Raw genomic sequence first — 21,902 nt, forward strand, 5'->3', positions numbered from 1 at the left:
CCGCATCCTGCTCAATGGGCATCGCACGGTGGTATTCCGGTAATCGCCCATCCCGCGTCCGCCGGGCATGGCGCGGCGCTACCACGGTTGCTATCCGGTAGTGCCGGCCGCTGGCCGGCAACTGCAGAGATCCCGAGGTTGCCGGCCAGCGGCCGGCACTACCCTCCTCCGCGACCTACGACCAATAGGTGGCTGACAGGCCGCACCCCACCGCCCAGAATCGATCCATCGAACCTGGGAGGGTAGGCGATGGCCTCGACGGCAGCAGTACAGGACGGCTGGATGGCGCGCGCAGCGCTGCGCTCGGCCGCCTGGGCGGAAAAGTGGTTCCCCGACGCGTATGTGTTCGCGGTGCTGGGCGTGGTCATCGTCGCGCTGGCCGCGATGGGCTTCGGCTCGACCCCGCAGGCCACCGCCAGCGCCTTCGGTGACGGCTTCTGGAGCCTGATTCCCTTCACCATGCAGATGGCCTTCGTGGTCATCGGTGGCTACGCCGTGGCCACCGCGCCGGTGGTCGCACGCTTCATCGATTTCCTCGCCCGTGTGCCGCGCACCGGTCGCGGCGCGGTGGTGTACGTGGGCCTGGTCAGCATGCTGGCCTCGCTGCTCAGCTGGGGTTTCTCGCTGGTGTTCGGTGGCCTGCTGGTGCGCGCGCTGGCCCGCCGTACCGAACTGCGCATGGACTACCGCGCGGCCGGTGCATCGGCCTATCTCGGCCTGGGCGCGGTGTGGGCCATGGGGTTGAGTTCCTCGGCCGCACAGCTGCAGGCCAATCCGGCCAGCATGCCGCCGGGCCTGGTCGAGATCACCGGCGTCCTGCCGTTCACCGAAACCATCTTCCTGTGGCAGTCGATCGCGCTGACCGCAGTGCTGATCCTGGTCTCGCTGCTGATCGCTTGGCTGACCGCGCCTGCGGCCGGCAGTGCGCGTACTGCCGAGGAGTTCCCCGGCGCCGCGCAGGCCGAGCCGGAGCCGCTGCAGCGGCGCACGCGCCCGGGCGAGTGGCTGGAATACAGCCCGCTGCTGACCGTGCTGCTCTCGTTGCTGGCGTTCGGTTGGCTGTTCAACGAGTTCGCCAACAAACCGGTGGTCACCGCCATCGCCAACCTCAACACCTACAACTTCCTGTTCATTTCGCTGGGCCTGCTGCTGCACTGGCGCCCGCGCAGCTTCCTCAACGCGGTGGCCAAGGCGGTGCCGAGCACCACCGGCGTACTGATCCAGTTCCCGCTGTACGGCGGTATCGCGATGATCCTCACCCACGCCGCCGGCGGTGACGGGCAGACCTTGGCGCACCGGCTGTCGAGCCTGTTCGTGCACGTGGCCAGCACCGATTCGTTCGCGCTGGTGATGGGCGTCTATTCGGCGGTGCTGGGCTTCTTCGTGCCGTCTGGTGGCGGCAAGTGGATCATCGAGGCGCCCTACGTGATGCAGGCCGCCAACGAACTGAAGGCGCACCTGGGCTGGGCCGTGCAGGTCTACAACGCGGCCGAAGCGCTGCCGAACCTGATCAACCCGTTCTGGATGCTGCCGCTGCTGGGCGTGCTGGGCCTGAAGGCACGCGACATCGTGGGCTTCACCTTCATCCAGCTGCTGGTGCATATCCCGCTGGTGCTGGGCCTGCTGTGGCTGCTGGGGATGACGCTGGCGTACGTGCCGCCGGTGATGCCATGAATGCAGCGTTGGCTTCCCTGTGTGAGCCGGGAAAGCCAGCCTCGTTCAGCGCGTGTCTCCGGCTGCGAGCGCCATGAATGCGCGCAACGCCGATGACGGCATGAGCACATGCCGAACCCGCATGAATCCTTCAGGCGCTTGTGCCGCAAGAGGTTCCGCCCGTTCATTCACAGGCGTACACACGAATGTAGCCGGCCACCCACGTGTGATTAACCAATCGCTGCAGACGATGGTCCCGTCCACCGCATTCCGCGCGTGGCTTTGGAGATCGGACATGGCACAGCAGAACCAGAACCCGAACCAGAAGCAGCAGGGCCAGCAGAACCAGCAGGATCAGCAGCAGGGTCGTGGCCGCGACCAGCAGCAGCAACAGCAGCAGGAACAGCAGCAGCGCAACCAGCGCAACCAGCAGCAGGGTGGGCAGGACGAGGAAGAGTGACCTCGCTACCAGCTCCGGTGATGCGAAGCCCCGCCCCGTGCGGGGCTTTGCTTATTCCAGCACGCCGACACGCTGCAGCACCGGCGCTGCCGACATGTCGTTCGGATTGGTGCCGGGCTGATCCTGCGGCACGTCCATGCCCATGCCGCGGTACAGATCCACCCAGTGCTGGGCGATCTCCCCGGTCTGCGGGTTGCGGAAGTTCATCGGCTGCAATGCGAACACGTGGTGCGCACGGAAGGCGCGTTCGATGAAGTCCGAGCAGTAGTAGCTGTCCTCGTTCAACACATACGACGTGTTGTACGGCTTGCCCAGCATCGTGCGCGCGGTGGCGACCGCATCCTTGATGGCCGCCTGCTGCGGCGCATGCAGGCGATAGACCACGATCTGCCGCTGCTTGGCGCGCGCCTCCTGGCGGAACTCGACCAGCGATTGCCGGCGCGATCCTTTCTCGTCCGCATGCAATACCTCCCAGCCCTTCGGCGTGGAAGCGACCAGGGCGACGTGATCGAAGCTGGGCGCGCCCTGCTTGCCGGTGGCATCGTCAATGGCGGCACTGAGGCCGCTGCGGCCGGCGGTGACAAACAGCAGATCGCCTTCGTGGACATCGACGGCCATCGCCACCGCTGGCCACAGGGCGGGCAGCAGCAGGCCGATCAGGAGCAGGAGGCGATGCATGAGGACTCTCGGACAGGCGGAATGCCGGAATTGTAGGGCGCGCGGTAGCATGGAGCGACCGGACCGGATTCAGGATGAGCCCATGTGTCGATACCGTTCTGCCGCACTGCTGATGCTCGCCTGTGGCGTGGTGCTGATTGCCTGCACGCCAGCGCCGCAGCCGCTGCAGACAGCGGGCGAAGCCGGGCCTGCCGCAGCGGCGCCGGCGATCACTGCCGCCGAGCCCACACCTGTGGCTGCACGCAGTGAATGCCCCCACCCGGAATTCGATACATTCCTGAAGCATTTCGGCAATGAGATCGCGCTGCAGGAAAAGGCTACTGCCGATCCGCTGCTGGACAGTTACATCGATGCAGAGGCCGAGCCGGAACCGCGCAAGGTGGAAAGCCGGTTGGCGCTGGCCGATGTGGAGTGGCCGGTGATGCCCGATCCTGCCGCGTTGGCCGGGCAGGGCCGCGAAATGCAGGTCAGCCTCCTGGCCGACGGGCAGCGGCAGGTGCAGATCCGTATGCCGGACAGCAGCGACCAGCAGACCTACACCTTTGCGCAGACGCCGTGTTGGACACTGGTCAAGCGTGAGGACGAGTCGATCTGAAACCTGATCCGGCACAGGCGCGGCGGGCCAGTGACTGCTAGGCTCGATCCCTGGTCCAGGCAGGGAGACGCCGATGCAGGCTTTCAGGAAGCACGCCACCACCACCGCCATCGCAGCTGTGCTGGCGATAGCCTCCCTCAGCGGCGCCCAGGCACAGTCGGTGCATGCCGATGACCGCGCCTACTTCGCCAATGCCACCGCCGAACAGGCCGCGCGTGACGCACTGGGCAAGCGCGTCGAGGCTCTGCAGCAGGCGTCCACCGTTGCACCCGCGGAACACTTCCGGCAGGCCGAGGTACTGGAGGCGCAGTGCCTGCGCCATCACAGCTACCTGCACCTGCAGGCCGCCCGCAATGCGCGTGATCAGCGTCCGGCCCAGGCGCTGGACCAGGTGATGGGGCTGTGCAGCCGCATTGCCCGCAGCGGCCGCGCCGCTCTGCGCGAGGCGCCCGCGGATGCGCCATGGGCAGCACCCTATGGCTTCCTGCGCGCACGCGCGTTGAAGGAGGCCGCCGCCCCGGCCAACGCCGCGCTGGATGAGGCCGTGGAGGCACTGGCCGATCCGGCGCTGGACAGCTTCGCGCGCCTGCGTGGGCAGATCCTGCGCAGCGCCGAGTACCCGCAGATCGAGCACGGCGGCCGGCACTGGGACACGGGGCGCGACAGGCAGGCACTGGCCCGGCAGCCCGACCGCGCCCTGCGCGAGGCGGGCTGGAAGGGCTACTGGCGAGGCCTGCAATCGCGCCGTGAGCCGATGGCGTCGGTGCTGCTGGGGCTGGTGCAGGTGAATGACGCCGCGGCACGCCTGCAGGGTGACGGCTCGGCGCCGGCACATGGCTATCAGCGCATGGGCCTGGATACTGCCGCAGTGGATGCAACGCTGGTGGCGATCGAACAGCATGCGGGAGACCGCCGCGCCTACCAGGAGATGCTGCTGCACCACGCTGCGCGATCGGGCATCGACGCGCCGCAGATCTGGGATACCACGGTGCCCGATGCCGGCTACACGCCACCGGTGCTGACGCTGGCGCAGCTGCGCGACAACGCCGCCGATGCCATGAAGCACCTGGGCCCGGCGTACGTCGCTGAACTGCGCGCGCTGCTCGATCCGGCCAGCCACCGCATGGATCTGGCCACCGAACGCGGTGACCGCAGCCAGGACGCGTTCTCCGTGAGCGCTCCCGGTGTGCCGGCAATGCTGTTCGTTGGTGTCCGCAGCGGGGACCTGGAAAGCGATGTCGAGATCGCCCATGAAGCTGGCCATGCCCTGCACGGCGAGTGGATGCAGCGGGGTCATGCGTCGCCGCTGCAGCGCAATGGCAGCCAGTGGCTGACCGAGGCGTTCGCGATCTACAACGAGCTGCGCTTCCGCGACCAGCTGTACCAGCAGGCACAGGACCCGCGTGCCAAGGCCTACTACCTGAAATCGCTGCTGGACGACATGGTGCTGCAGCTGTTCACCTCATCCGAGGAAGCGCAGCTGGAGCAGTCGATCTACCAGGGCGTTGCCGCCGGCACGCTGGGCACCGCCGATGACCTGGACGCGCTGACCGGGCGGGTGCTCGCACGCTTCGGCCAGCAACCGGAGCGCTACCCGCAGCTGCGCAACACCTGGATCGGCAAGCGCCTGATGTATGAAGACCCGAACTATCTGGTGAACTACCTGTATGCGGGTCTGCTGGCCGTGCAGTTGTATGTGCAGGACCAGCGCGATCCCGAGGGGTTCCGTGCGCGCTATCTTGCCGTGCTTGGCGAGGGCTTCGATCGCGCGCCGAACGAGCAGGTGGCGCAACTGCTGGGGCACGCGCCTGACTGGGCGGCCCTGGTGGACGCCGATCTCCAGGTGTTCAACCAGACGGCGGCACAGCTGCAGGCGCTGCATGCGCAGATCGAGGTGGGGCAGGGCACGTGAAGATGCTGCGCAGGATGACGTGCACCTGGGCCACGAAATGGCTGTTGATGCTGTTGTGCCTGTTGCCGATGGTGGTGATGGCCGGTGCTGCAGTCCCTGCGCTGGATGATCCGGTGGTGGACGCCGCCAACGCACTTTCGGCGGATACCCGCGAAAAACTGCGCACGCAGGCATCCCAGTTGCAGGCGCGCACCGGCGCGCAGCTGCAGGTGCTGGTAGTCAACCATGTTGGCGACGAGGGCATCGAAGCTTACGCACAGCGGGTGTTCGACCAGTGGCAGCTGGGCCGCGAAGGCGTTGACGATGGCGTGCTGCTGCTTGTGGCCGTGCAGGACCGCCGTGTACGCATCCAGACCGGTTACGGCGTGGAGGGCGCGATACCCGATGCCTATGCCGCCCGCATCATCGACAAGGCGATCGTGCCGCGCTTCCGCGATGGCGACCTTGACCAGGGAGTGCTGGACGGAACGAAGATCATAGTGGCGCTGATCGATGGCGAGGACCTACCGGCATGGGAAGAACCATCGATGCGCAACGTGCTGCCGGCCGATTGGCGCAGCGCAGACTCGGTGGTTGCACTGACGCTGCTGGCCGGCTTCCTTGCGGGTCTGTGGCGCTCGCCGCCCTCGGCGCAGGCGCACCCGGAGCGATTGCCGGCCTGGGCCCGCCCGCTGCTGGTGACGGCCGTGGTGGCCGCGGGCCTGCTGGCGGCGGCCATGTGGGCGCCACGCCAGGCACTGGCAGCGCTCTGCATCGTGTTGGCGTTGTGCGTACCGGTGGCGAGCCTGCTTGGCTGGTGCTGGCACCGCAGTCGCGGTGTGCGCGTGGTGCTGCTCGGCATGCTCGGGGTCAGTTCGGGGTTCTTCGTGGTGATGGTGGTGCGTGGCCAGTTGCCACCCAGTCTGGCCCTGCACACGTTGCTGGACCTGGCGGTAGGCATCGTGGCCATGCTGGTGTTCTTCCTCGTACAGGCGTGCCGCGCGCGCTGGCACAAGGACCGCAGCAGCTTCGGGGTGAGGTGCGCAGTGCTGTTGCTGCTGACTGCGGGCTACGTGCTCTTCGCACTGCTGGCCATCGATCGCGCCGGCCCGGTTGCGCGCCTCGCCACGACGATCGGGTGGAGTGCCGGCACGCTCGTGCTGTACTTCACCTGGATCTTCACCATGCTGCCAGGTGAGAAGGCACGCGGCAGCCGCAGATCATCCGGCGGCCACCGCAGCGCGTCCAGTTCGTCATCCAGCAGTTCGTCGTCGAGCAGCTCCAGCAGTTGGTCCGGAGGCGGCGGCCGCAGCGGCGGAGGCGGCGCGTCGGGCAGCTGGTAGATCAGGTCGCCTGCACACGCCAGCCGAGTGCAGCGTCCTCCACAACGCCCGGGCCGGCCACGTCGCCGACCTGCAGCAACAGCCCCTGCGCATTGGGCAGGTCCTTCTGCTCGGGGAACCAGCGCCGGTCCGCAGCAACCACGATCAGCAGGCCTTCGTCGTCGCCCATCGGCGCGAACTGCGCCGAAGGCGGGCTGATCGGTTGCAGGCCGAATCGCATGCTGGACTGTTCGCGCACGGCATCGACATCGTGGCTGGGCAGGCCGACCTCGCTCAGGCAGGTCAGTTCGCTGCCGTGGAAGGCGCCCTGATGCGTACTGTCGGGCAAGCGGCGGCGGCCGATCAGTTCCAGGATCAAGCCATCGGGGCCAGTGAAGTACACCGACTGCGATTGCCAGCTGCTTTCCAGCGCGAAGTAATCCAGCCCTGCTGGATTGCGCTGCAGTGGCGTGCGTTCGCGCAGCCAGGTCATTGCCTCGCCGAAGCGGTTGTCCGGTACGTTGAAGGCCAGGTGCACGCCTCCGAGCGGACGTCCTTCAGCGGGCTGCAGTTCGATCGTGCTCCAGCCGATGTGCACATGGGGGCCGACCACGCGCTGCTGCAGCACATCGTGGAAGTAGCTGGCCACGGCACCGACATCGGAGACCGGCAGGGTGAGGTGCAGCAGGCGCATGATCGTTCCTCCGTGGACGCGACCACTGTAGCGCCGGGCCGCACCCGGCGGCCACTAGCGCAGTGCGTCGGCGAAGAATCGCGTGGCTGCATCCACCGCCTGCCGGTGGGTTTTCGCCCTGGGAACCGACGTGTTGCACAGCCCGGGCAGCCTCTGCCCGCCGACAGCGGTACAGGCCGCCAGGAAGTCGTAGTGACCCACGTCCGGCAGGCGTTGCAGCGTTGCGCGCGGAATCTGCGCCTGTGCGGCCTCACCATTGGTCTCCGGTGGCGCGACGGTGTCTGCGGCCCCCAACATGATCGATACCGGCTGCCGCAACGCGGACAGCTGCGCGGGCGCGAGCGCCTGCACGATGGCGGGTGCCAGCAGGAACACGGCACGCACGCCGGGAATCGCGCGCTGTGCGTCAGCCTCGGCGATCCAGGGGGCAAGCGCGGGCGAAGCCGCAGCGGCCCGGCGCGCCTGCATCGTGTGCGTGGCCGCCTCCTGTTGCGGTTGGCAGACGCCGTCATCCGGGTGCGCGGTGCAGAAGGCCAGCAGTCGCTGCAGGCTGGGCCGTGCACCGGCTGCCAGCAGCGCGGTGTAGCCACCGGCCGAGAAGCCGACCACGCCCAGCCGCTCTGGATCGACATGCGGGCCGAGGATCGGATCGGCCTGCACGGCGGCCAACGCAGCGCGCAGATCATCCGCGCGCAGCCAGCTCAGCATGCTGCCGGCCAGCGTCATCTCGTCGGCACCGTTGTTGCCGGGATGATCGACCGCGATCACCAGATAACCGTCCCGCGCCAGCGCCGTGCCCAACCAGCCCATCATGCGTGCGCTGCCGCCGTTACCGTGCGACAGCAGCAGCGTCGGCAGGCGAGCCCCCGCGACGGGAGCATCCACTGCTGCGCGTCCGACCTCGAACAGCGGTGCGTCGGGCGGGCCGATGGTCAGGGCGGTTTCCCGGCTGCCGGCCAGCGCTGGGTACCAGACCGTGTAGCGCAGCGCGTCGTGGTGCTGCCCATCGCGTACAGCCGCGCTGGCCACCGTGGTGGCGCCGTGGCGCTCGCCGGCCGCCTGCGTCTCGCTGCCCTCGGCGATGGCAGTGGAGACCATGAGGATCATTCCCAGCACAGCGGCCATCATGCGCATCTTCAGTTCCTTGTCAGTTGGGACGTTCGTCGACTGGCAGCCAGATCTCCACGCCGCCGTTGCCGGTGTGCTCATCAAAGCGGGTGTCGTAGCGTTCCAGGTCCGGTGCCTCGGCCAGGCTCAGGCCGGAGCCTGGCAGGTAATGGTCCAGCAGCCAGAACCAGGTCGAGCGGATGGCCGAGATGTGCCCGCCGTGCCAGGCCACAAGATAGCGGCGCGCCGGCACGTCCACCCGTTGCCAATGCGCAGGCACGCTCGACACCGCGCTTGCCGGCAGAGCCGCGATGTAATCGAAGCCGCCATCGTCATCACTGTTGCAGCACACGCCGAAGCTGATTGGAGCGGGCGTCGGCCATTCCCGGTTGAGCTGCGCCCATTGTCCGGGAATCGCACCGCCGCTGTCGCGGGTGTGCCGCATGCCGATGCCCGCCACCTGGAAAGCGGGCGTGTCGAGCAGCCGCGGCGCTTCACCGCAGGGCGCCGGCGCATCGTCCACACGGATCGCCTGTACCAGCGCCAGGCCATCGGTGCCCTGTTCGCGTACCCGTTCCGGCGTCTGCCCGAACTGTTCGTTGAAGGCGCGGGTGAACGCGGCATGGGTGGTATAGCCGGCTCCCAGCGCGACCTGCAGGATATCCCCCGCCCCGTCGGCCAACCGCTGCGCGGCAGCGGTCAGGCGCCGTCCCCGCAGGTAGCGCACCACCGAGGTGCCAGTGCGGGCCTGGAACAGGCGTGACAGATGAAACGGCGACAGGCCGGCCGCAGCGGCGATATCGGCCAGCGCCAATGGCTGGTCCGCATGGGTTTCGATGTACCACAACGCCTTGCCTGCCGCGCTCATCCTGCCGTTCCCCGCATCCAATGCCGGCACAGTAGCGGATCGGCAGGCGCGGCGTTTAGCAGTTCTTGCGCTGCCGGGGCTTTGCGTCTGCCTGCGTACCGGCAACAATGCGTGCTTCATGGACGTGATGAGGGGCAGGGAGATGCGATCGACGACGTGGGATGCCAGGCCAGCGGAGCCCGGCCGATGATCGAGATGATCGAAATGCTGCTTGCCCTCTGGGTACTTCCCAGTCTGTTGACCCTGGCGCTGATGCTGCTGATGTTGTTCGGCGCGCCACGGTGGCGCGGCAATCCCTGGGTGTACCGTGTCGGCTTCGCGTTGCTGGGCGGGTTTCTGACACCGACGTTGTTGGGGGCCGGTCACGGTGGGTTGCCGTGCGCGACTATCGGCGGGCTGGTGATGATACTGACGCAGCTGCAATGGATCGGCGATCTGCAGGTCGACTTCATGGGGATCGGGATTCGCAACAGGGGCATCTGGATCATGTCCACCCCCGCCTTGGTGGTGTTCGCCGCCATGATGTTCGTTCCGCTGCGAACGGCACGGCCGGCCCGTTTCGGCTTTGGCGACGACGGCAACGGCTAGCCGCTGTGTGCGGGGATGGGGCGTGGGTCTGCATTGCCCATCCATGCATGGCGTGGATCTACGGATGAGCCCTGGCAGGGGCCAATCTTGGTTGGCGCATCAAGCTGTCGTACTGACGTCATGCCCCCTTCACACATCGCGCCGAGACTGCGCGCCTTGTCCAGCCCTGTTGTTTCCGAACAGGTGCTGGCCCTGTCGCGTCCTCCCGGAGCCCTGCCGTGTATCGTTCGAAGCTTTCGCGTTCCATCCTCCTTGCCCTTTCCATGGCCAGCGCAGGAGGCGCGATCGCAGCGGAGGCCGATGCGGTCGATGCCGCAGGCGGCAACCGCGCCGCACCCACCCAGCTCGACGCGATGCTGGTCACCGGTACCCGCGCGTCCAACCGCACCCAGTTCGAAACACTGGCGCCGGTGGACGTGTTCACCAAGGAAGACATCACGTCCGTCGAATCCACCGACCTGAAGGACGTGCTGGCCCAGCTGGTGCCGTCGTTCGTGGTGCAGCGCCTGCCGATGGCCGACGGCCAGGTGTTCGTGCGCCCGGCCACCCTGCGTGGCCTGTCGCCGGACCAGACCCTGGTGCTGGTCAACGGCCGCCGCTTCCACCGCAGCGCGCTGCTCGGCAACCGTGGTGCACAGGCGGCCGACCTTGCACAGATTCCGACCAGCGCGATCAAGCGCATCGAAGTGCTGCGCGACGGCGCATCGGCGCAGTACGGCTCGGACGCCATCGCCGGTGTCATCAACATCATCCTCGAGGATGGTCCGGGCACCGAGATCACCGCCGGCTATTCGCAGTACGCGCAGGGCGACGGTGCCTCCCGCGATTTCAGTGCGCGCACCGGCTGGTCGCTGGGCGACTATGGCAGCCTGGTGCTGTTCGCTGAATCCGCCAATTCCGATGCCACCTCGCGCACCCGCCAGCGCCCCGATGCCATCGCCTTCCAGGCCGCGCATCCCGAGCTGGACGTTCCCAACCCGGTGCAGCGCTGGGGCCAGCCGGAGCTGGAAAGCCGCCGCGTCGGCTTCAACGTGAAGGCCAACGCCAGCGAGACACTGGAACTGTATGCGTTCGGTCTGTACAGCCACAGCGACGGTGTCAGCGATTTCAACTGGCGCAACCCGGACACCACCACCGGCGCGTATCGCACCACCGCCATCTTCCCGGGCTGGAACCTGCGTTCGTTGTACCCGGTGGGCTTCAGCCCGCAGTACGGCAACGTCCAGAACGACCTGCAGCTGGTCGGTGGCCTGCGCGGTGAGATCACGCCGAAGCTGCGCTGGGATGTAAGCGCCTCGTATGGCCGCAATGCCATCGACTACAGCCTGACGAATTCGATCAACGCCTCGCTGGGTCCCGCCAGCCCGACCGCGTTCGATCTCGGCCGCCTGACCCAGACCGAGAAGAACGCCAACGCCGACTTCAACTACGAATGGGACGTCGCTGCGCTGTCCAAGCCGATCAACGTTGCCTTTGGTGGCGAGTTCCGCCAGGAGACCTACCAGGTGCGTGCCGGTGATCCGGCTTCGTACGCCGTGGGCCCGGGCGCTGCCGCTGGGCTGGAAGCCAACTCCAACGGTGCACCGGGCTTCTCGGCCAGCCAGGCCGGGCAGTGGAGCCAGCGCAGCAAGGCCGCCTACGTGGACATGGAGGTGCCGCTGGGTGAGCGCTGGAGCATCGGTGCGGCCAGCCGTTACGAGGACTTCTCCAGCTTCGGCAGCACACTGGATGGCAAGCTGTCGGCGCGCTTTGCGATCACCCCGGACGTGGCCCTGCGCGGCACCGTGTCCAGCGGCTTCCGCGCACCGACGCCGGCGCAGCTCAACACCACCAGCACCACCCAGGGCCTGGACACGCGCACGCTGCAGATCTTCACCAGTGGCCGCCTGTCGCCGAACGATCCGCTGGCGCAGCTGCTTGGAGCCAAGCCGTTGAAGCCGGAGGAATCGCGCACCGCCTCGCTGGGCCTGACCTGGCGCACCGACCTGGGCCTGTCCGGCTCGGTGGATGTCTACCAGATCAAGCTCACCGACCGCTTCAGCCAGTCGGCCAGTTTCGCCATTCCGGCCGGTACGCCCAATCCGCTGGGCTATACCTCGGTGAACTACTTCACCAACGACTTCGACACCACCACCACCGGCGTCGACGTGGTTGGCAACTACCTGCGCGACCTCGGCGCCGGCCGCATGACGCTGACCCTGGCCTACAACTACAACCGTACACGCGTGGACAACGGCAGCACCTCGGTGGCCACCAATGAGACCCAGCGCGTGCTGTTCGAAGATCGCCTGCCCGAGCACAAGGGAAGTCTGACCAGCAGCTGGGACATCGGTGCCTGGTCGCTGATGGCGCGCATGCGCTACTACGGCGCCTGGACCGATTCCAGCGGCAACGCGGTGGGCGACATCTACCAGCGCTTCGGTGCGATGAGCTTCCTCGACCTGGCCGTGGGCTATCGCATCAACGAGCACCACAGCCTGCGCGTGGGCGCCGACAATGTGTTCGATCGCTACCCGGATGAGGCCACGTTCCAGGCCAGCCGTGGCCTGGTCTACTCGCGCAACGCGCCGTACGACACCGACGGTGCCAACCTGTACGCGCAGTACCGGCTGACCTTCTGATGGACGCTCGTCGTCGTTCCCTGCTGCGCGCCGGCGCACTGCTGCCGGCCGCAGCTGCACTTTCTTCACTGCCTGCCAGCGCCGCTGCGCGTTACGCTTCGCCGATGGAGATTCCCTCGACGACCGTGGCGCCGGACGTGCTGGCCCGCGATGAAGGCTACTGGGCCGCCGTGGCCAGCCACTTCGACATCACCGATGAAGTGAACCACCTGGAGAACGGCTACTGGGGCGCGATGGGGCGCGAGACGCTGGCCAGCTACCAGCGCCACACCGCTGAAGTGAATCGTGGCAACGCCTGGTATGGGCGCCGCGCGTTTCCGGCGCAATACATGGCGGTGCAGCGAGAGGTAGCCGAACTGCTGGGTGTGGGTGCTGATGAGATCGCACTGACGCGGGGGGCCACCGAGGCGATGCTGGCGCTGATCGGTGGCTACAACCGCCTGCAGCCCGGCGACCAGGTGCTGTATGCCGACATCGACTACGACAGCATGATCGGCGCGATGCGCTGGCTGCAGCAGCGTCGCGGCGTGCAGGTCGAGCGTATCGCGCTACCGGCCGTGCCTGACCACGCGCAGATCCTGCAGGCCTACGAGGCCGCGTTCGCGCGGTTGCCGCGTCTGAAACTGGTGCTGCTGACCCAGGTCAGCCATCGCCATGGGCTGGTGCTGCCGGTGGCCGAGATCGTCGAGCGTGCGCGCGCACGCGGTATCGATGTGATCGTTGATGCTGCCCATGGTTTCGGTCAGATCGACTACGCCGTGCCAGATCTGAAGGCTGACTTCGTGGGCATCAATCTGCACAAATGGATCGGCGCGCCGGTCGGCGTCGGCGCGATGTACGTGCGCAAGGGGCGCGTGGCGGACCTGGACCCGTACATGGGCGAGACCGATGATGGCCGTGTCGGCAGCCGCGTGCACACCGGTACGGTCAACTTCGCCGCCTACCTGGCACTGCCGGAGGCGATTGCCCTGCATCAGCGCGTCGGCGTGGCCAACAAGCAGGCGCGGCTGCGCTACCTGCGCGAGCGCTGGACGCTGCCGGCGCGGCAGATGGCGCACATCGAGGTGCTGTCCTCGCCGAACCCGGCGCTGGCCAGTGCGCTGGCCAGCTTCCGCCTGCGCGGGCGCACCAGCGTGGCTGACAACATGGCTCTGCAGAAGCGACTGCTGGATGAGCATCGCGTGTTCACCACCCATCGCGACGGTTTGGATTCCGGCGCCTGCGTGCGGGTGACGCCATCGGTGTTCACCCGGCCGGAGCAGATGGATGCGCTGGTGAAGGCCCTCTCCGCCTTGGCCTGACCCTGCTTTGGTGGGTGCCAACCTTGGTTGGCACATTCCAACCGTGCCGGGGAATCTTCCGCCGGCCAGCGGCCGGCGCTACCGATCGAGTGGGTGCCAACCTTGGTTGGCACATTCCAACCGTGCCGGGGAATCTTCCGCCGGCCAGCGGCCGGCACTACCGGTCGGGTGGGTGCCGACCGTTGGTCGGCACATCCCATTCCACACCTACCGCTCGATCGCCGGCAACGCGTCCGACAACAACAACCGATCAATCCGTCGCAGCGCACTCTCCAGCTGTCGGCGGTCCGCTGCCAGCCCGAGCGACAAACGCACGCCGCTCTGGTGCGAAACCCTTGGCGGACAGAACGCCGAAGATGGCGCAATCGCCAGCCCCTGCAGCTGTGCGGTACGCACCAGCGTGGCGTCGGTCCACGGCGCTGGTACCCGGCACCAGGCATGCAGGCCTTCCGCGCGCTGCAGCAGCGATGGCGCCAGCAGGTAGCGCGCCATGCGCATGCGCTCGCGTGCCTCGGTGCGCACCTGGGCCAGCAGTGACTGCGCCGAACCATCCAGCAGCAGCTGGCTGGCCAACGCCGAGACCAGCGGATGGCCCATCAGCCGCGTCGCCCGCAATGCAGCCGTCATCGCCTCGGCGTGCGCAGCGCTTGGGCAGCGCACGAACGCAGTGCGCAGGCCGGGGCTGATCACCTTCGACAGCGTCGCCACGTAGAACACATGACGCGGTGCCAGTGCCGCCAGCGGTGTCGGTGCATCCTCGGCGAGGTGCCAGTAAGGATCGTCTTCGATCGCCAGCAGGCCCTCGCGCTCCAGCACGCGTGCCAGCGCTTCGCGCCGCTGCAGCGGCAGGGTCAGCGCGGTCGGGTTCTGGCAGGTCGGGTTGAGATAGACCAACCGCGCGCCGCTTTCGCGTGCCAGCCGGGCCAGCGCATCGGGACACATGCCGTGTTCGTCGCTGTCCACCGGCAGTAGCCGCCGGCCCAGTGCGGCGGCGGCCTGCAGCAGGCCCGGATAGACCAGCGCATCGCAGAGGATCGCATCATCGTCGCGGCCCTGGCTGACCAGGATCGCGGCAAGCGCCACCTGGGCGCCTTCGGTCAGCAGCAGGCAGGCGTCGTCCACCTTTCCCAGCATCGGTTGCAGCCAGCGCGCCGCTGCGTGGCGGTCGGTCGGGTTGCCGCCGCCCAGGTGATAGGTCATCAGGTTGGGCGCGTTGCTGCGTGCAAGCACGGCGGCGGCGCCGCGGCGCAGGGTCTCGGCCAGCGCATCGGCGTCGGGCACCGGTGGCACGTTCATGCTCAGGTCCACCACCTGGTCGAAGCCGGCCTTGGGCGGTGCGATGAAACTGCCTTGTGGCCCGCGTGCTTCGATCAGGCCGCGCTTGCGTGCTTCATCGAAGGCGCGGGTGACCGTGGTCAGGTCGATGCCGAGCTGCTGCGCCAACGCGCGCTGCGAGGGCAGGCGCTGTCCGGGTGCGAGGCCGCCACGGCGCACCGTGCGTTCCAGCGAATTGACGATGCGCAGGTAGATCGGCCCGTTGTGCGCGAGCACGTCCTGCACCCATTCGCGCGCTGCGACATCCGGTCGCGGCATGTACGGAGCATGTCGGGGCGTATCGTTGCTTCCAACGGCGGGAGCCTGTCCATAACCATCGGTCGGTTCGGACAGGTGACCGCCGTTGTTGTTTGCGGCGGCCGCACCGGCCAGCGTCAGTGATGTCATTGCGCGTCCTCAGCGCTTGGCCTGCCAGGGGCAGTAGCAGCCCACGGCAAGCAGTCCTTTCGGGCGCACGGTTTCGCCGCGCACCAGTCTGTCCAGCAGCGGTTCGACAAAGCTGTTGGCCGAGTTGCAGACCATGCCGATGCTGTACGGCCCCGCGTAGGCGAGATGGCCCTGGCGATCCCAGATGGCTACGGCGGGGCTGGCCGGGATGTGTTCGATACCGTCGATGGTCGGCAGGTTGATCACCTTGTTGCGCAGCGGCTCGGGCAGCTCGCCCTGCGTACCCGGGCGGCGGATCGCATAGAAGTCGATGCCGGCGCGGCGGTACATGCTGATCAGGTAGCTCAGGTGCGCACCGGTCTCGCGGTTGCACACGCCGCAGGCCGGGTCCCAGAAATGCACCACGCGGATGCGGCCGGTATCACCGGCCAGATTGGCCGGCAAGCGCAGTTGCGAGTCGTCGAAGACGATGGCCTGTTCGGTGAATGTGGACTGCGCGCTGTAGCCGAAGTACTGCCACAGCGCAGCGGCGACGCCGGCCATGAACAGGCAGGCGAGGGCGATCATCGTCGGCAGCAGCCAGCGGCGACGCGGCGCGGCTGCGCCCATCAGGAATCTTCCCGGCCGAACTTGTGCACGTACTGCTTGCGCATCTCGCGGCAGGAATCGGCCTGCGCGCGGCGCTGGATCTCGCTACGCGACGGATCCTCGCTGCGCTGCACGCACTGCTCGATGGCGTGGCGTTCGGCGGCCTGCACGTCCACGGTCTGCGGCTGCAGGCAGACCCAGGCCAGCGCGGCCAGCATCAACACCACAAAGCCACCGCAGCCGGCCATCACCAGGTGGAACTTCAGTTTCTCGGCGCGCATCGATGCACGTCCCTTCATCCATACATTGCATACAAAATATCATCTTGTATGGATAAAGTGCCATGCACCCGGTTCAGACGATGGCGTTGTGCCGGGCCTCGGGGGCTTCGGACAGAATCTCGTTCAGCTTGGCCAGCGCCCCGGCCAGCGCGCCCTGGTCGACCGCGCCGCCCAGCGACAGGCGGATCGCGTTGCCCGGCGGCGGCTCTTCCACGCTGAAGGCATCCGAGCTGGCGATGCCCAGGCCCTGTTCCTGTGCGGCCTGGATCAACCGGTACTGGTCCAGCCGTGGCGGCAGCGGCAGCCACACATGCAGGCCGGCCGGATGCGCCTGGGCACGGGACGGCAGGTACTGCGCGGCAATCGCCTGGCGCTCGCGCAGTTCCTGCTGGAAGCGCTGCACCATGTCCTGGGCCTGGCCGCTGCGGATCCACTGCGACGCCACCGCCACCATCGACTGAGTCGGCATCAGTGCGATCGCACGCAGGGCGTCCAGCACCGGTTCCATCGGCTCGCCGGCCGGCACCAACAGATAGGCGGTGCGCAGGCCTGGCGCCAGGCACTTGGACAGGGTGGAGATGTAATACACCGGGCAGCCGGCGTCGCGGTGGGCGGCCAGCGGTGGCGCGGCGTCACCGGCCAGCAACCAGTAGGGATCGTCTTCGATCACGGTCAGATCGTGGCGCTTGGCCACCGCCAGCAGGGCCTGCCGGCGCTGTGCCGACATCGTTGCCGTGGTCGGGTTCTGGATGGTCGGCACCAGGTACAGCAGGCGCGGGCGGCGTAGCTGGCAGGCCTCCTCCAGCGCGTCCGGCAGCATGCCCTCGGCGTCCATCGCCACCGGCACCACGCCCCGCTGCAGCACGCGCGCGGCGGCCAGCAGGCCCGGGTAGGTCAGCTGCTCGGCGGCGATCAGCTCGCCCGGCTGGGTGCGGGCCAGGATCAGCGCACACAGCGCGGTCTGCGCGCCGGGACAGATCACCACCTGGTCGGCACCCACCGTGCCCAGCATCGGCGCCAGCCACTGCACGGCGGCGGCGCGGTCCTCGCGGGTGCCGGCGCCGACGTGATAGCTCATCAGCTCGCCCTGGCCCAGCTGCTGGCCCACGTGCTGGAAACCGGCCTCCATGCCCTGTGCGAACGGCGCGCTGCCCAGCAGCGGCGGGATGTTCATGCTCAGGTCCACCGAGGTGCTGCGGTTGCCGGCCGACAGCGCGATGAAAGTGCCACCGGCGCCCTGCGCATCGAGCAGGCCGGCCTGGCGCAGCTCAGCGAAGGCACGGGTGACGGTGGTCAGGTCCACGCCCACCTGCTGGGCCAGGTCGCGCTGCGGCGGCAGCCGGTCGCCCGGGCGCAGCACGCCGTCATCCACCGCCTCGCGTACCTGCTGGGCAATCTGCAGGTACAGCGGGCCGGCGCCCTCGCGGAAGGGGCGAACCCAGGTGCGATTGGGGTGTTTCAGGCGGCGGCCGGCGGCAGGTGGCGTCATCGGTCAGTTTTTTCCATACGTGCAGATGCACAAGTCCATACAATGATGTATCTTGTATGGGCTTGATTGGAGTGGTTCGCCTGCTTGTAGGCGACCTCGTACCCACAGTGTAGCCGCTCCACGCCCGGGCGCTGCGCGCAGGGGAGCCGGTCAAGCGCGCTTCTTCAACAGGGTTGACCTCCAATGAATATCTGCTGGAACCGCATCCGCCTGGCGCTGGTCGCCCTGGCCTGCGTCGGCCTGTCGGGCTGTGACTGGGTGCTGCTGGATTCGAAGGGCATGGTCGGGCTCGCCCAGCGCGACCTGATCCTGATCTGCATCGGCCTGATGCTGATCGTGGTGATACCGGCCATCGTGCTGACCTTCGTATTCGCCTGGCGCTACCGCGCTGGTAACACCAAAGCGAAATACACGCCGGACTGGTCGCACTCCACCAAGGTGGAGATCGTGGTCTGGGGCGTGCCGCTGATCATCATCGCGGTGCTGGCGGTGATCGTGTGGAAGTCGACCCACGAGCTGGACCCGTACAAGCCGCTGGACGTGGCCGGTGAGCCGCTGCACGTGGACGTGATCGCCACCGACTGGAAGTGGGTGTTCGTGTACCCGGACCTGGGCATCGCCACGGTCAACCAGCTCAACTTCCCGGCCAACCGCCCGCTGGCGTTCAACATCACCTCCAACTCGACGATGAATACCTTCTTCATCCCGCAGCTGGGTGGGCAGATCTACGCGATGGCCGGCATGCGCACGCAGCTGCACCTGATCGCCAACGAGCCCGGCCAGTTCCGTGGCATGTCCGGCAACTACAGCGGGCATGGCTTCTCGAACATGAAGTTCATCGCCACTGCCAGCAGCAACGAAGACTTCGAGCGCTGGGTGGCCGAGGTGCGCAGCGCGCCCGACGCGCTCAGCTTCACGCAGTTCAAGGCGCTGGCCGCACCGTCGAAGAACGCACCGGTGCAGCACTTCTCCAGTGTTGAACCGCTGCTGTTCAAGAAGGTCATCGACCAGTTCATCGGCGTCGGTGAGAACACCGCCGCTGCGACCCCGGCGGGCGCTGCCGGCGGTGCCCAGGTTTCCCAGGAGTAACGAACATGTTGGGTAAATTGACGTGGGAGGCCGTGCCGCTGCACGAGCCGATCGTCGTGGTCACATTGGCGGCCATGGTGCTGGGCGGCCTCGCGCTGCTCGGCGCGGTGACGTACTTCAAGCTGTGGGGTCCGCTCTGGCGTGACTGGTTCACCACCGTGGACCACAAGAAGATCGGCATCATGTACGTGGTGGTGGCGCTGGTCATGCTGGTGCGTGGCTTTGCCGATGCGCTGATGATGCGCGCGCAGCTGGCGGCGGCCGGGCCGGGCAGTGACGGCTTCCTGCCACCGGAGCACTACGACCAGATCTTCACCGCGCACGGCGTGATCATGATCTTCTTCGTGGCCACCCCGTTCGTGGTCGGCCTGATGAACATCATCGTGCCGCTGCAGATCGGTGCGCGCGACATGGCGTTCCCGTTCCTCAACGCCTTCAGCTTCTGGATCTTCGTGGTCGGCGCAGCGTTGATGATGATCTCGCTGGGCGTTGGCGAGTTCGCCATGACCGGTTGGGTCGCCTATCCGCCGCTGTCGGGCATCGAGTTCAGTCCAGGCGTCGGCGTGGACTACTACATCTGGGCATTGCAGGCGTCCGGTGTCGGCACCTTGCTGACCGGCGTCAACCTGTTCATCACCATCCTGCGCATGCGTGCGCCGGGCATGACCCTGATGAAGATGCCGGTGTTCACCTGGACCGTGCTGGTCACCAGCGTGATCATCATCGCCGCCTTCCCGATCCTGACCGTGGCGCTGGGTGCGCTCACCCTGGACCGCTACCTGGACTTCAACTTCTACACCAACACATTGGGTGGCAACCCGATGATGTACGTGAACCTGGTGTGGGCCTGGGGCCATCCGGAGGTGTACATCCTGGTGCTGCCGGCGTTCGGCATCTTCTCCGAAGTGACCGCCACGTTCGCGCGCAAGAAGCTGTTCGGCTACAAGTCGATGGTCGGTGCCACGCTGGCGATCGGCATCCTGTCGTTCATCGTCTGGCTGCACCACTTCTTCACCATGGGCTCCGGTGCCAGCGTCAATGCCTTCTTCGGCATCATGACGATGATCATAGCCATCCCCACCGGCGTGAAGATCTTCACCTGGCTGTTCACCATGTACGGCGGCCGCGTCGAGTTCAGCGTGCCGATGCTGTGGACCATCGCCTTCCTGGTCACCTTCACCATCGGTGGCATGACCGGCGTGCTGCTGGCCATCCCGGGCGCGGACTTCCTGCTGCACAACAGCCTGTTCCTGGTCGCGCACTTCCACAACACCATCATCGGCGGCGCGCTGTTCGGCTACCTGGCCGGCTTCGCCTACTGGTTCCCGAAGGTGTTCGGCTTCACCCTCAACGAGCGCCTGGGCAAGTGGTCGTTCGCGTGCTGGGTGATCGGCTTCTACCTGGCCTTCATGCCGCTGTACATGCTGGGCTTCATGGGCATGACCCGCCGCATGAACCAGTACGACAACCCGGCGTGGACGCCATACCTGATTGCCGCCTTCATCGGTGCACTGTTCGTGTTCGCGGGCATCATCCTGATGCTGGTGCAGATCTACGTGAGCGTGCGCGACCGCAAGCGCAACCTGGACCTGACCGGCGACCCGTGGAACGCACGCACGCTGGAATGGGCCACGCCGTCGCCGCCGCCGTTCTACAACTTCGCCGTGGTGCCCAAGGCCGATGAGCTGGACGCCTTCCACGAAGCGAAGAAGCGCGGCCTGCCGCCGCCGCCGAAGAAGTACGCACCGATCCACATGCCGAAGAACACCGGCGTGCCGCTGATCCTCAACATCTGGATCCTGGTGCTGTGCTTCGCCCTGGTCTGGCACATCTGGTGGATGGCCGCGGCCAGCTTCATCGCGATGATCGTCACCCTGATCGTGCGGTCCTACGACGAGGACGTGGACTACTACGTCAGTTCCGAAGAGGTGGCGCGCACCGAAGCGGCCAACCTTGCCAAGCTGAAGGAGGTACGCGCATGAACCTGTTGACCCGCCCCGAGCTGGCCAGCGACACGCAGGCGCGCGAGGACCACCACGAGCATGACCACGGCCACGAACAGGGCGGCATGAAGGTGTTCGGCATGTGGGTCTACCTCATGTCCGACCTGGTGCTGTTCGGTTCGCTGTTCGCCTCGTACGCGGTGCTCAGCACCGCCTACGCCGGCGGCCCCACCGGCAAGGAGCTGTTCTCGCTGCCGTTCGTGATGGCCGAGACCTTCCTGCTGCTGGTCTCCAGCATCACCTACGGCCAGGCCGTGCTGGCGATGCATCGCCACGACACCTCGGCGGTGCTGCGCTGGCTGGGCGTGACCTTCGTGCTCGGTGCCTCGTTCATCGGCATGGAGATCTACGAGTTCTCGCACCTGATCCAGGAAGGCGCAGGCCCCAGCACCAGTGCCTACCTGTCGGCGTTCTTCGCGCTGGTCGCCACCCACGGCCTGCACGTGGCCAGCGGCCTGATCTGGATGGCGGTGGTCATGCACCAGGTCTACCGCCGTGGCCTGACCCCGACCAACATCACCCGTGTGTCGTGCCTGAGCCTGTTCTGGCACTTCCTGGACCTGGTGTGGATCTGCGTCTTCACCTTCGTCTATCTGATCGGAGCCTTCTGACATGGCCCACGTCGAAACTTCGCGCGCCGGCAATGCGCACGGCTCCACCAAGTCCTACCTGATCGGCTTCGTGCTGTGCGCGCTGCTGACCGTGGTGCCGTTCGCACTGGTGATGAACCCGGTGCTGTCGCGGCCGCTCACGCTGTTCCTGCTGGTCGGCTTCGCGGTGGCGCAGATCCTGGTGCAGCTGGTCTATTTCCTGCACATGGACCGCAAGTCCGAAGGTGGCTGGAACCTGGCCAGCTTCGTGTTCACCCTGGTGATCCTGTTCATCATCGTCGCGTTGTCGGTCTGGATCATCTGGAGCATGCACTACCACATGATGATCAACTGAGCCTGCG

General features: G+C 67.0%; 20 protein-coding genes. 12 read left to right on the top strand and 8 right to left on the bottom strand.

Annotated features, from left to right (window positions below):
* The first annotated feature begins 249 nt into the window (after positions 1-249).
* Positions 250-1,674 carry a TIGR00366 family protein gene (locus O0K41_RS05755; RefSeq protein ID WP_180869447.1) on the top strand — a complete coding sequence of 475 codons (1,425 nt, stop codon included), beginning with the start codon at positions 250-252 and terminating at the stop codon, positions 1,672-1,674.
* Between the two features lie 274 nt (positions 1,675-1,948).
* Positions 1,949-2,113, top strand: coding sequence for a hypothetical protein (locus O0K41_RS05760; protein ID WP_005414774.1), 165 nt, complete (start codon positions 1,949-1,951; stop codon positions 2,111-2,113).
* A 51-nt stretch (positions 2,114-2,164) separates the two neighbouring features.
* Here the strand turns inward: O0K41_RS05760 and O0K41_RS05765 are convergent, their stop codons facing one another.
* A complete protein-coding gene (locus O0K41_RS05765; protein WP_012481514.1) occupies positions 2,165-2,791 on the bottom strand; it encodes a YiiX/YebB-like N1pC/P60 family cysteine hydrolase in 627 nt (208 codons plus the stop codon).
* Between the two features lie 82 nt (positions 2,792-2,873).
* On the opposite strand from O0K41_RS05765, the gene O0K41_RS05770 reads away from it, so the two are divergent.
* The 3 genes from O0K41_RS05770 to O0K41_RS05780 all read left to right on the top strand — a co-directional run bounded on the left by O0K41_RS05770 (position 2,874) and on the right by O0K41_RS05780 (position 6,620).
* Entirely contained in the window at positions 2,874-3,386 is a 513-nt protein-coding gene (locus O0K41_RS05770) for a hypothetical protein (protein WP_012481513.1), read from the top strand.
* A gap of 73 nt (positions 3,387-3,459) precedes the next feature.
* Positions 3,460-5,298 carry a M3 family metallopeptidase gene (locus O0K41_RS05775; protein WP_164221625.1) on the top strand — a complete coding sequence of 613 codons (1,839 nt, stop codon included), beginning with the start codon at positions 3,460-3,462 and terminating at the stop codon, positions 5,296-5,298.
* Between the two features lie 2 nt (positions 5,299-5,300).
* A complete protein-coding gene (locus O0K41_RS05780; protein ID WP_164221671.1) occupies positions 5,301-6,620 on the top strand; it encodes a TPM domain-containing protein in 1,320 nt (439 codons plus the stop codon).
* Position 6,621: 1 nt separating this feature from the next.
* Here the strand turns inward: O0K41_RS05780 and O0K41_RS05785 are convergent, their stop codons facing one another.
* Genes O0K41_RS05785 through O0K41_RS05795 form a run of 3 tightly spaced genes read right to left on the bottom strand, consistent with a single transcriptional unit; the run spans position 6,622 to position 9,268 of the window.
* On the bottom strand, positions 6,622-7,293 hold the full coding sequence (locus O0K41_RS05785) for a VOC family protein (RefSeq protein ID WP_164221623.1): 672 nt from the start codon (positions 7,291-7,293) through the stop codon (positions 6,622-6,624).
* A 54-nt stretch (positions 7,294-7,347) separates the two neighbouring features.
* Complete coding sequence (locus O0K41_RS05790) at positions 7,348-8,427, bottom strand: alpha/beta fold hydrolase (protein WP_164221621.1); 1,080 nt, start codon at positions 8,425-8,427, stop codon at positions 7,348-7,350.
* A gap of 13 nt (positions 8,428-8,440) precedes the next feature.
* Positions 8,441-9,268: an AraC family transcriptional regulator gene (locus O0K41_RS05795; RefSeq protein WP_164221619.1), complete on the bottom strand. Its 828-nt coding sequence runs from the start codon at positions 9,266-9,268 to the stop codon at positions 8,441-8,443.
* A 186-nt stretch (positions 9,269-9,454) separates the two neighbouring features.
* Between O0K41_RS05795 and O0K41_RS05800 the strand changes: the two genes are divergently transcribed.
* From O0K41_RS05800 to O0K41_RS05810, 3 genes are all read left to right on the top strand, one after another.
* The gene (locus O0K41_RS05800) at positions 9,455-9,856 is read left to right on the top strand and encodes a hypothetical protein (RefSeq protein ID WP_149501648.1); all 402 of its coding nucleotides are present in this window, start codon (positions 9,455-9,457) and stop codon (positions 9,854-9,856) included.
* A gap of 218 nt (positions 9,857-10,074) precedes the next feature.
* Positions 10,075-12,477, top strand: coding sequence for a TonB-dependent receptor (locus tag O0K41_RS05805; protein ID WP_164221617.1), 2,403 nt, complete (start codon positions 10,075-10,077; stop codon positions 12,475-12,477).
* A complete protein-coding gene (locus O0K41_RS05810; protein ID WP_088436437.1) occupies positions 12,477-13,778 on the top strand; it encodes an aminotransferase class V-fold PLP-dependent enzyme in 1,302 nt (433 codons plus the stop codon). The genes O0K41_RS05805 and O0K41_RS05810 overlap by 1 nt, the downstream gene beginning before the upstream one ends.
* Before the next feature lie 207 nt (positions 13,779-13,985).
* On the opposite strand, the gene O0K41_RS05815 is transcribed toward O0K41_RS05810, so the two are convergent.
* Genes O0K41_RS05815 through O0K41_RS05830 form a run of 4 tightly spaced genes read right to left on the bottom strand, consistent with a single transcriptional unit; the run spans position 13,986 to position 17,858 of the window.
* Positions 13,986-15,500 (bottom strand): PLP-dependent aminotransferase family protein, encoded by a 1,515-nt coding sequence (locus O0K41_RS05815; RefSeq protein WP_088436438.1) that lies wholly within the window; start codon positions 15,498-15,500, stop codon positions 13,986-13,988.
* A 9-nt stretch (positions 15,501-15,509) separates the two neighbouring features.
* Positions 15,510-16,109, bottom strand: a complete 600-nt coding sequence (locus O0K41_RS05820; protein ID WP_088436439.1) for a DUF6436 domain-containing protein — start codon at positions 16,107-16,109, stop codon at positions 15,510-15,512.
* Positions 16,109-16,387: a hypothetical protein gene (locus O0K41_RS05825; RefSeq protein ID WP_005414763.1), complete on the bottom strand. Its 279-nt coding sequence runs from the start codon at positions 16,385-16,387 to the stop codon at positions 16,109-16,111. Before O0K41_RS05825 ends, O0K41_RS05820 begins: the two co-directional genes overlap by 1 nt.
* A gap of 55 nt (positions 16,388-16,442) precedes the next feature.
* Complete coding sequence (locus tag O0K41_RS05830) at positions 16,443-17,858, bottom strand: PLP-dependent aminotransferase family protein (protein WP_108270663.1); 1,416 nt, start codon at positions 17,856-17,858, stop codon at positions 16,443-16,445.
* 183 nt (positions 17,859-18,041) lie between these two features.
* Between O0K41_RS05830 and cyoA the strand changes: the two genes are divergently transcribed.
* Genes cyoA through cyoD form a run of 4 tightly spaced genes read left to right on the top strand, consistent with a single transcriptional unit; the run spans position 18,042 to position 21,895 of the window.
* Positions 18,042-18,947 (top strand): ubiquinol oxidase subunit II, encoded by a 906-nt coding sequence (cyoA, locus tag O0K41_RS05835; RefSeq protein ID WP_010482114.1) that lies wholly within the window; start codon positions 18,042-18,044, stop codon positions 18,945-18,947.
* A 5-nt stretch (positions 18,948-18,952) separates the two neighbouring features.
* Positions 18,953-20,929, top strand: a complete 1,977-nt coding sequence (gene cyoB, locus O0K41_RS05840) for a cytochrome o ubiquinol oxidase subunit I (protein WP_012481499.1) — start codon at positions 18,953-18,955, stop codon at positions 20,927-20,929.
* Positions 20,926-21,561 (top strand): cytochrome o ubiquinol oxidase subunit III, encoded by a 636-nt coding sequence (gene cyoC, locus O0K41_RS05845; protein WP_164221615.1) that lies wholly within the window; start codon positions 20,926-20,928, stop codon positions 21,559-21,561. The genes cyoB and cyoC overlap by 4 nt, the downstream gene beginning before the upstream one ends.
* A gap of 1 nt (position 21,562) precedes the next feature.
* Positions 21,563-21,895 carry a cytochrome o ubiquinol oxidase subunit IV gene (cyoD, locus tag O0K41_RS05850; RefSeq protein ID WP_005411473.1) on the top strand — a complete coding sequence of 111 codons (333 nt, stop codon included), beginning with the start codon at positions 21,563-21,565 and terminating at the stop codon, positions 21,893-21,895.
* Positions 21,896-21,902: the final 7 nt, after the last annotated feature.

The sequence above is a fragment of the Stenotrophomonas sp. Sm2128 genome, from assembly GCF_030985535.1.
Classification (GTDB): domain Bacteria; phylum Pseudomonadota; class Gammaproteobacteria; order Xanthomonadales; family Xanthomonadaceae; genus Stenotrophomonas; species Stenotrophomonas maltophilia.

Coding starts and splice junctions, on each gene's coding strand:
- O0K41_RS05795 (WP_164221619.1), bottom strand. CDS start 9,268: ATGAGCGCGGCAGGCAAGGCGTTGTGGTACATCGAAACCCATGCGGAC.
- O0K41_RS05775 (WP_164221625.1), top strand. CDS start 3,460: ATGCAGGCTTTCAGGAAGCACGCCACCACCACCGCCATCGCAGCTGTG.
- cyoD (WP_005411473.1), top strand. CDS start 21,563: ATGGCCCACGTCGAAACTTCGCGCGCCGGCAATGCGCACGGCTCCACC.
- cyoA (WP_010482114.1), top strand. CDS start 18,042: ATGAATATCTGCTGGAACCGCATCCGCCTGGCGCTGGTCGCCCTGGCC.
- O0K41_RS05815 (WP_088436438.1), bottom strand. CDS start 15,500: ATGACATCACTGACGCTGGCCGGTGCGGCCGCCGCAAACAACAACGGC.
- O0K41_RS05755 (WP_180869447.1), top strand. CDS start 250: ATGGCCTCGACGGCAGCAGTACAGGACGGCTGGATGGCGCGCGCAGCG.
- O0K41_RS05825 (WP_005414763.1), bottom strand. CDS start 16,387: ATGAAGGGACGTGCATCGATGCGCGCCGAGAAACTGAAGTTCCACCTG.
- O0K41_RS05790 (WP_164221621.1), bottom strand. CDS start 8,427: ATGCGCATGATGGCCGCTGTGCTGGGAATGATCCTCATGGTCTCCACT.
- O0K41_RS05760 (WP_005414774.1), top strand. CDS start 1,949: ATGGCACAGCAGAACCAGAACCCGAACCAGAAGCAGCAGGGCCAGCAG.
- O0K41_RS05810 (WP_088436437.1), top strand. CDS start 12,477: ATGGACGCTCGTCGTCGTTCCCTGCTGCGCGCCGGCGCACTGCTGCCG.
- O0K41_RS05780 (WP_164221671.1), top strand. CDS start 5,301: ATGCTGCGCAGGATGACGTGCACCTGGGCCACGAAATGGCTGTTGATG.
- cyoC (WP_164221615.1), top strand. CDS start 20,926: ATGAACCTGTTGACCCGCCCCGAGCTGGCCAGCGACACGCAGGCGCGC.
- O0K41_RS05830 (WP_108270663.1), bottom strand. CDS start 17,858: ATGACGCCACCTGCCGCCGGCCGCCGCCTGAAACACCCCAATCGCACC.
- O0K41_RS05800 (WP_149501648.1), top strand. CDS start 9,455: ATGATCGAGATGATCGAAATGCTGCTTGCCCTCTGGGTACTTCCCAGT.
- O0K41_RS05770 (WP_012481513.1), top strand. CDS start 2,874: ATGTGTCGATACCGTTCTGCCGCACTGCTGATGCTCGCCTGTGGCGTG.
- O0K41_RS05765 (WP_012481514.1), bottom strand. CDS start 2,791: ATGCATCGCCTCCTGCTCCTGATCGGCCTGCTGCTGCCCGCCCTGTGG.
- O0K41_RS05785 (WP_164221623.1), bottom strand. CDS start 7,293: ATGCGCCTGCTGCACCTCACCCTGCCGGTCTCCGATGTCGGTGCCGTG.
- cyoB (WP_012481499.1), top strand. CDS start 18,953: ATGTTGGGTAAATTGACGTGGGAGGCCGTGCCGCTGCACGAGCCGATC.
- O0K41_RS05820 (WP_088436439.1), bottom strand. CDS start 16,109: ATGGGCGCAGCCGCGCCGCGTCGCCGCTGGCTGCTGCCGACGATGATC.